Here is a 14587-nt window from a genome sequence, read left to right as displayed (position 1 = left end):
CGTCCGGCCCCCCCCCCTTTTTGCCCCGTTCCAGATCAATTGCTGCCGCGCCGCGCGCAGAGGCACGTCCACGCCACGCACCGGCCGGCAATCCAGGAAACAAGCATGAAAACCACCCTTTTCGCCATCACCGCCGCGCTGGTTGCATCGTCGGCTTTCGCCAATGGCAGTCACAGCGGCAGCCACGACAGTTTCGGCCAGCCCGGCCGCGCCGCCGATGTCACCCGGACCATCCAGGTGCGAACGCTCGATACGATGAAATTCGAGTTTCAACCCGCGGTTGGCACGATCAAAAAAGGCGAAACGATACGTTTCGTCGTCAACAACCCGGGCCAGCTGACGCACGAGTTTGCAATCGGCGACACCGCGAGCCAGCAAGCCCACGCGGAGATGATGCGCAAAATGCCGGGCATGCAGCACGAAGCCGATGCCACCACGGTGTCGCTCGCCCCCGGAGCCAGCAAGACGCTGATCTGGAAGTTCGACAAGGCGGTGAACGGCGGCATCGTGCTCGCCTGCCATATCGCCGGCCACTATGAAGCCGGCATGCACACCCGGATCAGCCTGAACTGAGTACATACCATCGGCCGCGCCGGCGAGGCGCGGTAATCAAAAGGACTCCAGCATGAAACGCATTACTCTGATTGGCGCACTCCTGACCTTCTCGGCCACCGTCTGGGCAGGGCCGCAAGCCACACTCTACAAAACGCCGGGCTGCGGCTGCTGTGGCGAGCACGCCCGCTATCTTGAGCAACAGGGCTGGCAGATCAAGCAGATCGAAAGCAACGACATGTCGGCGATCAAGACGCGCTATGGCACCGCCGCCGCGCCGTCATGCCACACGCTGGTGGTCGGCAAGTACGCGGTCGAGGGCCACGTCCCCGTGGCGGCGATCGACAAGTTGCTGAAACAGCAGCCGAAGAACGTCAAGGCGATTTCGGCGCCGGGAATGCCGGCGAACAGCCCGGGCATGGGTCCGTACACCCCCGGAACGATCGACGTGGTTACCGTCGATGCCGCCGGCAAGGTCAAGCCCTGGGGCAAGTTCTGAGCAGGGGAAAGCACGTCCGGCCGGACGTGCTATTGCGCGGCGGGAGTCGGATGCGGAGCGTCGGTCGGTAGCACCGCCACCTCGTCCTTGTTGTCGGCAAGGATGTTGAGCGTCACCCGGCGGTTGCGCGCCCGGCCGTCGACGGACTCGTTCGGCTCCACCGGGCGAAACTCGGCATAGCCGATCGCCACCATGCGCTGCGGCGCGATGCCGTTTTCAGCAAACAACCTGACCACGCTGGCCGCGCGGGCGGCCGACAGCTCCCAGTTCGACGGGTACTGCGTCGAGCGGATCGGCTGGTTGTCGGTATGGCCTTCGACCTGAATCAGGTTGTCGTTCGCCTTGACCAGCCCGGCCACCGTGGTGAGCATGGCCACCGAGGCCGGCTGCAGCTCGGCCCGAGCCAGATCGAACAGCACGCTGTCACTGATTTCGACGGCGATGCCGCGCTTGGAGTGCGTCACCCTGACCTTGCCCTGCTCGATCAGCGGGCCAAGGGCGGTGCGGATATCGCCGGCCATACCGCGCATTTTTCGGGCCTGTGCCTCCAGCTCCGGCGCACGTGCCGCCGACGATGCGGCGATCCGTTGCGGCGTACCGGCCTGCACCTGGTTCGGCAGCTGGATGACACTGACACTGGAAGGCGTCTGGTTGCGGAAGGCGCTGACCAGCGAGTCCGACAACACCCGGTACTTGCCTTCGTTCACCGAAGAAATCGCATACATCACGACGAAAAACGCGAACAGCAGCGTAATGAAATCCGCGTACGAGACCAGCCAGCGCTCGTGGCTCTCGTGTTCTTCTTCGTGCTTGCGCCTGGCCATGGTTTACCGGACCGAATAACCGAACAGTTGCGTGCCCAGATGGGCGGCCGCGCTGACTCCGACGCGCTTGGCAAAACGGTCGAGGTAGCTCGGTTGCGTGGTGAAATCGACGACATCCTCGGCCTTGACCACGTCACGCGCCACGCTGTCGACCGAACCGAGCGCATCGGCCAGACCGAGCTTGATGCCGGTGGCACCGCTCCACACCAGCCCCGAGAAAAGATCCGGCTCGTCCTGCACCAGCTTCTTGCCGCGGCCGGCCTTGACCGTATCGATGAACTGCTGATGGATCTCGTCGACCATCGCCTGCGCTTTGCCGCGCTGCTCCGGGTTCATCGGCGAAAACGGGTCCATGAAGCCCTTGTTCTTGCCGGCCGTCACCAGCCGGCGTTCAACGCCGACCTTGTCCATTGCGCCGGTAAAGCCGAAGCCATCCATCAGCACGCCGATCGAACCGACGATCGACGCCTTGTCGACAAAAATCTTGTCGGCGGCAACCGCCGCGTAATAGCAACCCGACGCACAGATGTCACCGACCACGACATAGAGCGGCACCTTCGGGTGCTGCTTGCGCAGCGCACGCATCGCATCGTTGAGCTGACCGGCCTGAACCGGGCTGCCGCCCGGGCTGTTCACTTCGAGCACGACGGCCTTGGTATTGCGATCATCGAACGCGGCCTTGAGCCCGTCGATCACCGGCAGGACATCGCCTTCACCGCCAGCGGCAATTTCGCCATCCAGCCGCACCAGCGCCGTATGCGGCCCTGTGGAAACGCTGTCGAGCTCCTTCGGGCCGAACCAGCCGAACACCCCGGCCAGCACCAGCAACAGCACGCCAAACCCCAGCAGCTTGAAGAAAATGCCCCAGCGTCGCGCGCTGCGTTGCTCCTTGATGCCGGCGTGCAGCAGATCGGTCAGCGCCTGGCGCTCCCAAGGTTCTTGCATGGATTCTTGCCTTGTCAGTTCAACGGTTTGAGTATCGGGTCCGGGTCTTGCAGCCAGACCGCGCCATCATGCTCGACAACGCCGATCACGGCCAATCTGCGCCCCGCACACGGGCCGCCAAGGCAGACCCCGGTCTCTGGCGCATAGTAGGCGCCGTGGGTAGCGCAGACAAGATAGCGTCTTGAGAGATCGAAGAATTCACCGTCGCGGTAATCGAGCTCGACCGGGATATGGGCGCAGGCGTTTTCGTAGGCGTAAACCTTGCCGTCGTGGCGGACGACAAAGGCCGACAGCGTGCCGCCATTCCGCTCAAAACTGAAACGGACCCCCAGGCCGCCGTCGACCAGCTCGGCGCTCCGGCAGATCGGCGCAGCGGTCTGCTCACTCATGCGCCAGCACCCAACGCGTCAGCGACGGGAAGTCGTCGAAAATCGCCAGCGGCGCGCAGGTCAGCAACTGATCGACCGGATGCGCGCCGTAGCTCATGCCGAGGCTCGCGCAGCCGGCATTGATCGCCAGCTGGAGGTCATGCGTCGTATCGCCGATCATCACCGCACGGTCGGCGACGTTGAAAGTCACGTCGAGCAATTGCTCCAGCATGGCCGGATGCGGCTTGGAGAACGTCTCGTCGGCGGTGCGGGTGGCAACGAAATAACGGCCGAGCCCGGTCGACGCCAACACGCGGTCGAGGCCAGCGCGCGACTTGCCGGTCGCGACCGCCATTTCAAAGCCCGCGTCGGCAAAGGCGTCCAGGCCTTCGCGCACGCCGTCATAAAGCAGCAAGGCGTGATCGCCGGACAAATAGTGGTGCCGGTAGGCATCGACGATGCGTTTGATCATGGCATCGTCGACACCGGGCGCCAGATGCTGCATCGCCTCGTTCAGGCCGTAACCGATCACGTAGCGGGCATCCTGGTCATCCGGTACCGGCAGCCCCACATCGGCAAAGGCCGCCTGGATCGACCTGGCGATGGTACCGGTCGAATCCATCAGCGTGCCGTCCCAGTCAAAGACCAGCAGGTCGAAACGTCTACTCATTCGGCAAGGGTATCCAGGTAGGTTTGCAATTCCTTGGGCAGCGGTGCCTCAAGGGTCAGCGTATCCGCCGTCAGCGGGTGACTCAGCGTCAGCCGCCATGCATGCAGGAACATGCGCTTGAGCCCGGCGCGCGGCAGCAGCCGGTTCAGGGCCGGGTCACCGTACTTGTCGTCACCCAGGATCGGATGGCCGCTCTCGGCCAGGTGCACACGGATCTGGTGGGTCCGACCGGTCTTCAGTTCGCACTCGAGCAGCGAAGCGTCGGCGAACCTGGCCCTGCGGTTGACCACGGTATGCGACGTCAGGCCGTCAGCCGACTTCTTGACCCGGCGCTCGCCTTCGGGCGTCTCGTACTTCAGCAACTTGAAACGCACGTGGCTGCGCGGCTCGGGCCAGACACCCTGCACCAGCGCCAGATAGCGTTTGTCGATCTGGTGGTTGTCGCGCAGCATTTCGTGCAGCTTGACCAAGGCCGAGCGTTTCTTCGCGATCAGCAGCAAGCCCGAGGTTTCGCGGTCGAGTCGGTGCACCAGTTCAAGGAACTTCGCCTGCGGCCGCTGCGCGCGCAGCAGCTCGATCACGCCGAAGCTGATCCCCGACCCGCCGTGCACGGCCACGCCGGACGGCTTGTTGATCGCGATCAGTGCATCGTCCTCGAACAGGATTTCCAGCTCGAGCTGGCCGCTGGCCGCCTGCACTGCGGTGCTCGCGGGGCGTTCGGCAACACGCACCGGCGGAATCCGCAGCACGTCGCCTTCGGCCAGCCGGTAGGTGACGTCGGTCCGCCCCTTGTTCACCCGCACTTCGCCACCGCGAACGATGCGGTAGATATGGCTTTTCGGCACGCCCTTGAGACGGCGGATCAGGTAGTTGTCGAGGCGCTGTCCGGCCTCTTCGGGACCGATTTCAACGAATGTGACAGACGCTTTGCTCGTTTCAGACATATTGACTTATACTCGTTGGCACGCTGCCTGTTTTTACAGGCCTCGCAGGCGAAATCGCTGCGACGCCATCCAGTCAGCGCCGGCCATTATTCAGGCCCGTTTTTCATCCCGTTCTTTGCCTCTTCGCCCGGATACGCCGGCGACTCCCTTCCCGCCGTACAGCATGCTGTACCCCTCCGCCCTGATTGTTCATCGGGCCTGGAGTTGAGAGCGCGGGCATCGCCAGACGTCCTGTTTCGGGGGCCAAGTCCCGGGTTGCGGTTAATTTCGCTCACCGCAAAATAAGTAGCGATGGTAATTGATTCATACCATTCACGCACTCATCGGATTCCCGCCGGCGCCCACTCATCGGCGTCGGCCAGCCCGGCCAAGCCGGCCCCGACATTGACCCTCAAATAGTCAGATTCTGGAGCCAGAACACTCCCCGTCGCCCCGCAACAGTCTTTTCCGCAAGATGCGCCGGACGCCCCGTTGGTGTCCCGCGACATCCCGCTAGCCGGGCGGCTGGCGTAGCCGGGCATCCCTGCCGTCAGTGCGTGCAGGAGCCCTCATGAAACGTATGCTGTTCAACGCAACGCAAGCCGAAGAGCTTCGCGTTGCGATCGTCGACGGTCAGAAACTGATCGACCTCGACATCGAGACCGTTGGCAAAGAACAACGGAAATCGAACATCTACAAGGGTGTCATCACCCGGATCGAACCGAGTCTCGAAGCCTGCTTCGTCGACTACGGTTGCGATCGCCACGGTTTCCTGCCGTTCAAGGAAATCGCCCGTTCCTACATGTCCGACGACGGCGGCCGCGGTCGCGTTGCCGATCAGCTGCGCGAAGGCCAGGAACTGATCGTTCAGGTCGAAAAGGACGAGCGCGGCAACAAGGGCGCGGCGCTGACCACCTACATCAGCCTTGCCGGCCGTTACCTCGTGCTGATGCCGAACAACCCGCGCGGCGGTGGCGTATCGCGCCGCATCGAGGGCGACGAGCGTCAGGAACTGCGCGCGGCCATGGACCAGCTCGAAACGCCGCAAGGCATGAGCCTGATCGCCCGCACTGCCGCCATCGGCCGTGCTGCCGAAGAGCTGCAGTGGGACCTGAACTACCTGCTGCAACTGTGGCACGCGATCGAAGGCGCTGCGACGTCGCAGAACGGCGCGTTCCTGATCTATCAGGAATCGAGCCTCGTCATCCGCGCGATCCGCGACTACTTCCAGCCCGAAATCGGCGAAATCCTGATCGACAAGGCCGACATCTTCGAGCAGGCCCGTCAGTTCATGAGCCACGTGATGCCGGGCAACGTCAACCGGGTCAAGCTGTACCAGGACGACGTACCGCTGTTCTCGCGCTTCCAGATCGAGCACCAGATCGAAACCGCGTTCGCACGCGAAGTCTCGCTGCCGTCGGGTGGCGCCATCGTCATCGACAAGACCGAGGCGCTGTACTCGATCGACGTCAACTCGGCCCGTGCGACCAAGGGTTCGGACATCGAGGAAACCGCGCTGCGGACCAACCTCGAAGCGGCCGATGAAATCGCCCGCCAGATGCGCCTGCGCGACGTCGGCGGCCTGATCGTCATCGACTTCATCGACATGGAAAACCCGAAGAACCAGCGCGAGGTCGAAAACCGCCTGCGCGATGCGCTGCATCATGACCGCGCGCGCGTCCAGACCGGCAAGATCAGCCGCTTCGGCCTGATGGAACTCTCGCGCCAGCGCCTGCAGCCGTCGCTCGAGGAAACCACCCATATCGCCTGCCCGCGCTGCCACGGCACCGGTTTCATCCGCGGCACCGAATCGTCGGCGCTGCACATCCTGCGCATCATTCAAGAAGAAGCGATGAAGGACAACACCGGCGCGATCCACGCGCAGGTGCCGATCGACGTCGCCACCTTCCTGCTGAACGAGAAGCGCAGCGAGCTGTTTGCAGTCGAAGCCCGCCTCAAGGTCGGCGTCGTGCTGATCCCGAACATGCATCTGGAAACGCCGAACTACAACATCGTTCGCCTGCGCCACGATGACCTGAACCTCCTCGACGAATCCCGTCCGTCCTATCGCATGGTCGAAGCACCGAGCGAGGAAAGCTATCAGCCTGGCCGCGCCAAGGAAGAACAGGCCAAGCGTCCGGAAGCCGCCGTCAAGGGCATCACCCCGGCACAACCGGCTCCGGTCTCGAAGCAGGATGCGTTGAAGCCGGAAGTCGCACCGGTGGTCGCGGCCGGTCCGTCGCTGTGGTCGCGCGTTGTCAGCTGGTTCCGTGGCGAACCCGAAGCAGCAGCGGCTGCTCCGGCACCGCAAGCCGAGCCGGCCAAACGTCCGCAGTCGAATGGCGGCAACAACCGCCGCGGCGAACGTGGTGACCGGCGTGAACGCGGCGATCGTCGCGAACGCGATGGTCGTAACGAGCGCAACGAACGCGGCGACCGTAATGCCGAACGCGGCGAGGCGCGCAGCGAACAGCGCAACGACAAGGAACGTCGCAGCAAGCAGCCGCGGATCGAGGAAGATCTGAACGCCCGCCAGCAGCGCAACGAAGCACGCGACCAGCAGCGCGCCGAACGCGGCGAGCGCAGTGAACGTGGCGAACGGAACACCGAAGCCCGCGAGCAGCGCGAGCCGCGTGAACCCCGCCAGCCGCGTGAACCACGCGCCCCGCGCAACGAACGTGCACCGCAACCGGCACCGGTGAAGGACGAAGCCGTCGACGCTGAAATCCTCGCTGCAGCAACGGCCGAACCGGTCGAGAACGCCGCAGCGACCGCAGCACCTGCCGAAGGTGAAGGCCGCAGCCGTCGCCGTCGCGGCCGTCGCGGTGGCAATCGTGGTGATCGCGCCGAGCAGACCGAAGGCCAGACCGAAGCCGCCGCAAACGAGGAAGGCCAAGCCACCGCGACGGCCCTCGAAGTTGCTGCTGCCGTCGTCGCCGTAGAAGCCGTGATCGCACCGGTCGTCGAGCAAGCACCGCAAGTTGCCGTTGCCAGCGAGCCGGTTGCAGCAGCCGCAGTCGAAGCAGTGGCGGCCGCCCCTGCTGCCGAGATCGTCGAACCGGTTGCCGAAGTCAGCGAAGTGGTTGTCGAAGCCGCAGTCGCCGAGCCGGTCGCCGAAGTCGTCGTTGAACCGGTTCAGGTGGTTGAAGCCGCTGTCGCGCCGGTCGTGGAAGCCGCCCCTGCCGAAGCGGCACCGGCTCCGAGTCAGCCGGGTCTGCCTTTCGAGGCCGCGCCGGCCCCGACACCTACACCTGCTCCAGTGCTTGAAGTCGCAACGCCGGAAGCTGCCGGGCTGGTCATGGTCGCGACGCGCAGCGATGTCGCCGCCGTACCGCCGGTTGCCGCCGAAGCCGACACCAAGCCGCGTCGCCGTCGCCGCAGCGATGCCCCGAAAGCAGCAGCAGCGGTTGAAACCGCGTCGCTGCAGCAAGTCGAAACGGTTGCCGACGCAGCGGTTGTCTCCGAGCCGGTCGCAGCAGCCCCGGCACGGGCGCCGCGCCGTCACGCAGATGCAACAGTCGCGACTGACAGCGCACCGCTGGTCCAAGTCGAAACCCGCGACCTCTGATTGATGTCATCGAAATGAAAACCGCCCCTCGGGGCGGTTTTTTTTCGCTTTCGATGCACAAAAAATCAGTTTCTTACGCCCTACCCATGACGCTGAAAGCGCAGTAACGAAGGTATCGAAACCCGCCTGAAATCCATCTGCTATACCGGACTGCGGCCCTAGGGAATCTCCCTATACTGCCTGCACTGGCTGCGCCTCTAGGCTCAGGAAAAGGGGCGATGCAAGCCTTCCGCCACCATACCGAGTGGCCCTTCCCATCAATGACCAGGACGCCTCAATGAAATCGATCGCTTCACCGTTGTTTGCCGCACTGACGGCGACTGCCCTGCTCTTCGCAGCGCCGGCTCACGCTGCCGAGAAGACCTATCAGGTCGCCACCGATGCGGCGTATGCGCCCTTCGAGTCGCTGAACGAAAAACAGCAGGCAGTCGGCTTCGATATCGACGTGCTCAGCGCGGTTGCCGCCAAGGCGGGATTCAAGGTGAAGTTCATCAACACACCGTGGGAAGGCATTTTTGCCACGCTGTCGACGGGTGACCGCGACGTCGTCGCCTCGGCTGTGACGATTACGCCCGAGCGCAAGCAAACCATGGATTTCTCCGACCCGTACTTCGAAGCCAAGCAGTTGATCGCGATCGGCCCGAACAGCAAGATTGCCAAGTTCGCCGATCTGAAAGGCAAGAAGATCGGCGTACAGACCGGCACCACGGGTGACGAGATCGTCCAGAAGCTCGTCGGCAAGACCAACCCGGACATCCGGCGCTTCGAATCGACCCCGCTGGCACTGAAGGAGCTGCTGAACGGCGGCGTTGATGCCGTCGTTGCCGACAACGGCGTCGTGGTCAACTTCATCGCCAACAACAAGAACGACAAGCTCAAGGTTGTCGACGACACCAGCTTTGCCAAGGAGTACTACGGCTTCGCGGTCAAGAAGGGCAACAAGGAAATGCTGGCGAAAATCAACAAGGGCTTGGCCACCATCAAGGCAGACGGTACCTACGACAAGATCTACAAAAAGTACTTCGGCAAGTAAGCGCTAGCGCGGTAAAATCCGGCCCAGCAAAGCGCAACTCGCCATCACGGGTTGCGCTTCTTTTATTGCGGAAACCAAACCGAGCTTATGAATTTCGACCAATTCTGGACACAGGTCCAGCAAAGCGTCCCGATGATGCAGCACATCCAGCTGCAGATCATCTGGGAGTACCGCGCGCTGTTCATCGACGGCCTCAAGATGACGCTCTGGATCACGCTGATCGCGGTGGTCCTGGGTACCCTGATCGGGCTGTTCATGGGCATGGCCCGCCTCGCCGAAGTAAAACATGGCGCCTGGAAGTACCTGCTGCGCTTCTTCGTGCGCTGGCCCGCCAACGCCTACGTCACCTTCTTCCGCGGCACGCCGTTGTTCGTTCAGATCCTGCTGATCCATTTTGCGGTGATGCCGATCCTGGTCCACCCGGTGGACGGCATCTTGATCAGCGGCGATCTCGCTGCGGATCTGCGACAGGAACACGGTGCCTTCATGTCGGGGCTGCTTGCGCTCACGCTGAACTCGGGCGCCTACATCACCGAAATTTTCCGGGCCGGCATCCAGTCGATCGCCAAGGGCCAGTTCGAGGCCAGCCGTTCCCTCGGCATGAACTACTGGCAGACGATGCGTTTCGTCATCATCCCTCAGGCGTTCCGGCGCATGCTGCCGCCGCTCGGCAACGAAGCGATCATGCTGCTCAAGGACAGCTCGCTGGTGTCGGCCATCGGCCTGGCCGAGCTGGCCTACGCGGCCCGCACCGTCGCCGGCGCCTACTCGCGCTATATGGAACCCTATCTGGTGATCTCCTTCATGTACCTCGTCATGACGCTGGTCATGGCAGCCGGGGTCAACTGGCTGGAGAACCGCTACAAGGAAAGCGGCGGCATCCACTGATACTGCAGCCAATAAAAAACGGGCCGCTTGGCCCGTTTTTTTATTGGCCGCTCGCGTGTGAAACGCGCAAAAAAACCGCGCCTTTTGGGCGCGGTCTAAGTTGCCGTGATGATTGCCGTGCTACAACGTCCCGGCCTCGGCCGGGTCGATGTTCAGTTGCGACAGGCTGCCGTGGCGTTTCTCGCGCCGTGGCGGCTTGCCGCATAATCGAGTGCCCGCATGGTCATGCAGGCGGTGCATACACCCAGCGCATTGACCCGCTGATGGGTGATGCCGCAATCGCGACAGCGGACCACTTCGTGTGCCCCGCCGCTACGCGCATCTGCTCTGCTCTCTTGTCCGTTCATGACGACCTCCTTGTAGTTGCGCTGCGGGACTACGCCGCAATGCAACAACCACCTCATCGGTAGGCAGGGCAAGCGCTGCTTCCCCCGCCCGGGGGTCGAACGAGTTATGGTCTTCGGCGATTGTGGGTAGGTCGCCACGACCCGTTGCCACCATGGTCTGGTAGCCCAAACGACGCCTTGATTCTGGCGCCCGTCATCCCCGTTGCTCTATCCGGGAATGCTCATTCTCGGCCTAGCCACAATCAGGCACCGTACCGCATGCAGTACATCTGCCAAGGCGAAACCGTAATCTGATTTTACGCAGTGCAACATTTGCATCAAGGATTTTTGTGTAGTGACTTTCCCTGAGACTACAGAATTCCAAGCATGATCGAGCGCAAGGAGCACCCGCATACCGCCGCGTACGCTGTCTGCATGGATACGCTGCTGATCTGTCATGCCAGCCGGGACGGGCAGGCGACAAGGATTGCCGAACGCCTGGCACGACATCGTTGCGGTGACGCGGTCGTGCTGTGCGACCTCACCCGGAAAATGCCCGATACCGCACTGATTGCGGCGGCCGACGCCATTGTGGTCGTCGCCGCCGTCCGCTACGGCAACCACCTGCCGGAAGCCGAGCGCTTCATGCTGGCGCAGCGGGAGATCCTGCAATGCAAGCCGGTTGCGATCGCGTCGGTCAATCTCAGCGCACGCAAGCCGGGCAAGGCCAGCCCGGAGCGCAACGCCTATCTGCGCCGGTGGCTGGCAAAGCACAAGCTCAAACCTGCACTGGCCACCGCCTTTGCCGGCCGGCTCGATTATCCGCGCTATCGCTGGTTCGACCGTCTGATGATCCGGCTGATCATGGCGATGAGCGATGGCCCGACCGACCCGGGCACCGTGGTCGAGTACACGGACTGGGAGGCCGTCGACGACTTTGCCGAGGCGATCGGTCGGTTATGCCGATAGGCCGTGCCGCTCAGCGTCCGCGGATGTAGCGGTCCACCGCGCTGTTGTGCTCCTCGAGGCTGGTCGAGAACTGCGACGTACCGTCTCCGCGCGAGACGAAATACAGCGCCGACGTCGTCGCCGGCCGCACCGCCGCAATCAGCGCAGCCTCGCCGGGCATGGCGATCGGTGTCGGTGGCAGGCCCGCGCGGGTGTAGGTGTTGTACGGCGTATCGGTCTGCAGGTCGACCTTGCGCAGCTTGCCGGCGTACGCCTCGCCCATGCCGTAAATCACCGTCGGATCGGTCTGCAGCCGCATGCCGATCTTCAGCCGGTTGGCGAACACGCCGGAGATCATCGGCCGGTCGCCGCCGTGGCCGGTTTCCTTTTCGACCAGCGACGCCATGATCAGCGCGTCCTGTGGCGACTTGAGCGGCAGATCCGGTGCGCGCTGCGCCCAGGCGGCATCGAGCTTGGTCTGCATCCGCGCATGCGCGCGTTCGAGCAGGGCAAGCTCCGAGCTGCCCGGATTCACGTGATAGGTATCGGGAAAGAACTGCCCTTCCGGGCTGCTGGCGTCGATCTTCAGCGCCTTCAGCAAGGCCGCGTCGTCGAGCGACGAGAGATCGTTACCGAGCTGCGTTTCGGCGACCAGTGCACGGCGGACATCGCGCCAGCCCCAGCCCTCGACGATGGTGAACGCGACTTCGATCACGTCGCCGCGCGCCAGCTTGTCGATCAGCGCCCAAGGGCTGGTCGGCGCATCGATCCGGTAGACGCCGGCCTTGAGTTTGGTTTCCTTGCCCGACACCCGCGCCAGCACGCGGAACAGCAAGGCCGAATCGGTCGCCCCCTGCTTCTCCAGCTGATCGGCGATGCGGGTGACGCTGCCGGGACCGACGTTAAAGGTCAGCGGCACCGCCTGCGATTGCGGCGTCGTGGCGTACCAGTACAGGCCACCCGCGGCCGCGATCGCCAGCACGAGCACCAGCAGCACCAGCTGCTTGAGCCGCCGGAGAAAGCCGCCTTGTTTTCTAGTTGTCTTGCGTTTCGCGACCATGCTGGCGCTTTGCCTCGAAGAAGCGTTGAACGGTATCGAGTTCGCGGGTGCGGAACATCGGCGGCAGGCTCTTCCACAGCACCTTGCCGTACGGTTTGTCGACCAGCCGGTTGTCGGCAATCATCAGGATGCCGGTGTCGGTCTCGTCGCGGATCAGCCGCCCCGCGCCTTGCTTGAGCGTGATCGCCGCGTGCGGCAGTTGGTAGTCGATGAAGGCGTTGCGGCCCTCCTTCGCCAGCTGTTCGACGCGCGCCGACAGCACCGGATCATCCGGCGGCGAGAACGGCAGCTTGTCGATCACCACCAGCGACAGCTGTTCGCCGCGCACGTCGATGCCTTCCCAGAACGTCTGGCTGGCGACGAGGATCGCGTTCGGTGAGGCACGGAACTTGTCCAGAAGTTCGGTCCGGCTGCCCTGCCCCTGCAACAGCACCGGCCAGTCGAGCCCGGCGTCCTTGAGCCGTTGCGTCACCAGCTCGTGCGCCTCGCGCATCGCCCGCAGCGAGGTGAACAGCAGGAAGGCGTGGCCGTGCGTCAGTTGCAGCAACGGCCAGGCGCGCTCGACCACCTTGGCGGTGAACTCGGGCGAGTTGGCTTGCGGCATGTCGCGCGGTACGTAGAGCGCGGCCTGCTGCTTGTAATCGAACGGGCTGTCCCAGGTTTCGCAGCGCGCGTCCCACAGGCCCAGCTCGTGTTGGAAGTGCTTGAAGCTGTTGTTGACCGCCAGCGTCGCCGACGCGAACACCCAGGCCTTCTGGCCGGCATAGAGCTGCTTGCGGAACAGTTCGGCGATGTTCAGCGGTGTCGCGTGCAGCAGGAAGCCGTTCGGCGTGATGTCGATCCAGTGCACCGCATCGGAATCATCGGGCTCGCACCATGCCGCCAGCGTCTCGCGCAGCGTCTTGGCGCGCTCGAAGCACTTGGCCAGCGATTCGCCACGCTCGGCCTGCTTTTCCAGCTGTCCCGCAAGTTCGGTCAGCTTGAGCACCAGCGCATCCAGCGCCTCGGCGTACTTCGGGTACTTGTCGGCCAGTTCGTGCTGCGGATGCTTGGCCGGCTCGGGCCGGAACGCGAGCCGGAAGTCGCGGACGACCTTTTCCAGCGCTTCGGCCGCCTGCGGCAGATGGACGTAATCCTTGGCCACGACCAAGGCCTCGGCGCGCGCATCGCGCGCCAGCTCGACCAGTTGGCCCGATGCGACCGTTTCGCCGAAGAACAGGCTGGCGACTTCGGGCAGCTGGTGCGCCTCGTCGAAGATCACCGCGTTGCACGCCGGCAGCAGCTCGCCCGCGCCTTCGTCTCGCAGCCAGACATCGGCGAAGAACAGGTGATGGTTGACGACGACGACGTCGGCCTCCTGCGCGTCCTTGCGCGCCTTGAGCACGAAGCAGTCCTTGTGGTGCGGGCAATCCTGGCCAAGGCAGTTGTCGCGCGTGCTGGTCACCTGCGACCAGATCGCCGCATTTTCCGCGACGCCGGTACAGCCGGCCTTGTCGCCGGACTGGGTCAGTTTCGCGTAGTGCTCGATCTTCTGCAGGTCGACGATGTCCTCGCGACTGCGGAAGCGGCCGTTGTGACGCGCCTGTTCAAGGTGGTAATGGCAGACGTAGTTGGCACGCCCCTTCAGCAGCGCGATCGTCACCGGCACCTTCAGGATGTCGCGCACGGTCGGAATGTCGCGGGCGAACAGCTGGTCCTGCAGTGTCTTGGTACCGGTCGAAACGATGACCTTGCCGCCGGACAGCAGCGCCGGCACGAGGTAGGCAAAGGTCTTGCCGGTGCCGGTACCGGCCTCGGCGATCAGCTGGCCGCGCTCGTTCAGCGTGGACTCGACGGCCTCGGCCATCTGCAGCTGTTGCGGGCGCAGCTTGTAGCCGGGAAAAGCCTCGGCCAGCGGGCCGTTGTCGGCGAAAAGCTCGGCAAGCGTCATGACGGAAAACGGGGAAAGAATCGCATGCCGGATTGTACCGGCAACGCCGTGCC

General features: G+C 63.8%; 13 protein-coding genes. 6 read left to right on the top strand and 7 right to left on the bottom strand.

Going from position 1 to position 14587, the window contains the following annotated elements:
• The first annotated feature begins 105 nt into the window (after window positions 1–105).
• Complete coding sequence (locus tag JMJ54_RS10955) at window positions 106–573, top strand: cupredoxin domain-containing protein (protein ID WP_203538588.1); 468 nt, start codon at window positions 106–108, stop codon at window positions 571–573.
• A gap of 52 nt (window positions 574–625) precedes the next feature.
• Window positions 626–1051: a DUF411 domain-containing protein gene (locus JMJ54_RS10950; protein ID WP_203538587.1), complete on the top strand. Its 426-nt coding sequence runs from the start codon at window positions 626–628 to the stop codon at window positions 1049–1051.
• A 29-nt stretch (window positions 1052–1080) separates the two neighbouring features.
• Here JMJ54_RS10950 and motD read toward each other — a convergent pair whose 3' ends face one another.
• The 5 genes from motD to rluC are packed head-to-tail and all read right to left on the bottom strand — an operon-like array spanning window position 1081 to window position 4802.
• Complete coding sequence (gene motD, locus JMJ54_RS10945; RefSeq protein WP_203538586.1) at window positions 1081–1875, bottom strand: flagellar motor protein MotD; 795 nt, start codon at window positions 1873–1875, stop codon at window positions 1081–1083.
• Between the two features lie 3 nt (window positions 1876–1878).
• The gene (locus tag JMJ54_RS10940) at window positions 1879–2820 is read right to left on the bottom strand and encodes a S49 family peptidase (RefSeq protein ID WP_203538585.1); all 942 of its coding nucleotides are present in this window, start codon (window positions 2818–2820) and stop codon (window positions 1879–1881) included.
• Between the two features lie 14 nt (window positions 2821–2834).
• A complete protein-coding gene (locus JMJ54_RS10935) occupies window positions 2835–3209 on the bottom strand; it encodes a Rieske (2Fe-2S) protein (RefSeq protein ID WP_203538584.1) in 375 nt (124 codons plus the stop codon).
• On the bottom strand, window positions 3202–3858 hold the full coding sequence (locus tag JMJ54_RS10930; RefSeq protein ID WP_203538583.1) for an HAD-IA family hydrolase: 657 nt from the start codon (window positions 3856–3858) through the stop codon (window positions 3202–3204). Before JMJ54_RS10930 ends, JMJ54_RS10935 begins: the two co-directional genes overlap by 8 nt.
• Window positions 3855–4802: a 23S rRNA pseudouridine(955/2504/2580) synthase RluC gene (gene rluC, locus JMJ54_RS10925; RefSeq protein ID WP_203538582.1), complete on the bottom strand. Its 948-nt coding sequence runs from the start codon at window positions 4800–4802 to the stop codon at window positions 3855–3857. The genes JMJ54_RS10930 and rluC overlap by 4 nt, the downstream gene beginning before the upstream one ends.
• A 550-nt stretch (window positions 4803–5352) precedes the next feature.
• On the opposite strand from rluC, the gene JMJ54_RS10920 reads away from it, so the two are divergent.
• The 4 genes from JMJ54_RS10920 to hemG all read left to right on the top strand — a co-directional run bounded on the left by JMJ54_RS10920 (window position 5353) and on the right by hemG (window position 11565).
• Window positions 5353–8349 (top strand): Rne/Rng family ribonuclease, encoded by a 2997-nt coding sequence (locus JMJ54_RS10920; protein WP_203538581.1) that lies wholly within the window; start codon window positions 5353–5355, stop codon window positions 8347–8349.
• Window positions 8350–8626: 277 nt separating this feature from the next.
• Window positions 8627–9382: a basic amino acid ABC transporter substrate-binding protein gene (locus JMJ54_RS10915; RefSeq protein ID WP_203538580.1), complete on the top strand. Its 756-nt coding sequence runs from the start codon at window positions 8627–8629 to the stop codon at window positions 9380–9382.
• A 132-nt stretch (window positions 9383–9514) separates the two neighbouring features.
• Window positions 9515–10270, top strand: a complete 756-nt coding sequence (locus JMJ54_RS10910; protein WP_505744189.1) for an amino acid ABC transporter permease — start codon at window positions 9515–9517, stop codon at window positions 10268–10270.
• A 713-nt stretch (window positions 10271–10983) separates the two neighbouring features.
• Entirely contained in the window at window positions 10984–11565 is a 582-nt protein-coding gene (hemG, locus tag JMJ54_RS10905) for a menaquinone-dependent protoporphyrinogen IX dehydrogenase (protein ID WP_203538578.1), read from the top strand.
• A 10-nt stretch (window positions 11566–11575) separates the two neighbouring features.
• Here hemG and mltG read toward each other — a convergent pair whose 3' ends face one another.
• Complete coding sequence (mltG, locus tag JMJ54_RS10900) at window positions 11576–12604, bottom strand: endolytic transglycosylase MltG (RefSeq protein ID WP_203538577.1); 1029 nt, start codon at window positions 12602–12604, stop codon at window positions 11576–11578.
• Window positions 12579–14534: a DNA repair helicase YoaA gene (gene yoaA, locus JMJ54_RS10895; RefSeq protein ID WP_203538576.1), complete on the bottom strand. Its 1956-nt coding sequence runs from the start codon at window positions 14532–14534 to the stop codon at window positions 12579–12581. Before yoaA ends, mltG begins: the two co-directional genes overlap by 26 nt.
• Between the last annotated feature and the right edge of the window lie 53 nt (window positions 14535–14587).

Origin of the sequence: Jeongeupia naejangsanensis (assembly GCF_016865585.1) — a bacterium.
In the GTDB taxonomy this organism is placed as follows: Bacteria; Pseudomonadota; Gammaproteobacteria; order Burkholderiales; family Chitinibacteraceae; genus Jeongeupia; species Jeongeupia naejangsanensis.
Note: the sequence above shows the minus strand (reverse complement) of the source record. Positions and strands in the feature narration are given on the sequence as shown.

Excerpts from the sequence above, each read along its gene's own strand:
- motD (WP_203538586.1), bottom strand. The coding sequence starts at position 1,875 with ATGGCCAGGCGCAAGCACGAAGAAGAACACGAGAGCCACGAGCGCTGG.
- rluC (WP_203538582.1), bottom strand. The coding sequence starts at position 4,802 with ATGTCTGAAACGAGCAAAGCGTCTGTCACATTCGTTGAAATCGGTCCC.
- hemG (WP_203538578.1), top strand. The coding sequence starts at position 10,984 with ATGATCGAGCGCAAGGAGCACCCGCATACCGCCGCGTACGCTGTCTGC.
- yoaA (WP_203538576.1), bottom strand. The coding sequence starts at position 14,534 with ATGACGCTTGCCGAGCTTTTCGCCGACAACGGCCCGCTGGCCGAGGCT.
- JMJ54_RS10950 (WP_203538587.1), top strand. The coding sequence starts at position 626 with ATGAAACGCATTACTCTGATTGGCGCACTCCTGACCTTCTCGGCCACC.
- JMJ54_RS10930 (WP_203538583.1), bottom strand. The coding sequence starts at position 3,858 with ATGAGTAGACGTTTCGACCTGCTGGTCTTTGACTGGGACGGCACGCTG.
- JMJ54_RS10920 (WP_203538581.1), top strand. The coding sequence starts at position 5,353 with ATGAAACGTATGCTGTTCAACGCAACGCAAGCCGAAGAGCTTCGCGTT.
- JMJ54_RS10955 (WP_203538588.1), top strand. The coding sequence starts at position 106 with ATGAAAACCACCCTTTTCGCCATCACCGCCGCGCTGGTTGCATCGTCG.
- mltG (WP_203538577.1), bottom strand. The coding sequence starts at position 12,604 with ATGGTCGCGAAACGCAAGACAACTAGAAAACAAGGCGGCTTTCTCCGG.
- JMJ54_RS10910 (WP_505744189.1), top strand. The coding sequence starts at position 9,515 with ATGATGCAGCACATCCAGCTGCAGATCATCTGGGAGTACCGCGCGCTG.
- JMJ54_RS10940 (WP_203538585.1), bottom strand. The coding sequence starts at position 2,820 with ATGCAAGAACCTTGGGAGCGCCAGGCGCTGACCGATCTGCTGCACGCC.
- JMJ54_RS10935 (WP_203538584.1), bottom strand. The coding sequence starts at position 3,209 with ATGAGTGAGCAGACCGCTGCGCCGATCTGCCGGAGCGCCGAGCTGGTC.
- JMJ54_RS10915 (WP_203538580.1), top strand. The coding sequence starts at position 8,627 with ATGAAATCGATCGCTTCACCGTTGTTTGCCGCACTGACGGCGACTGCC.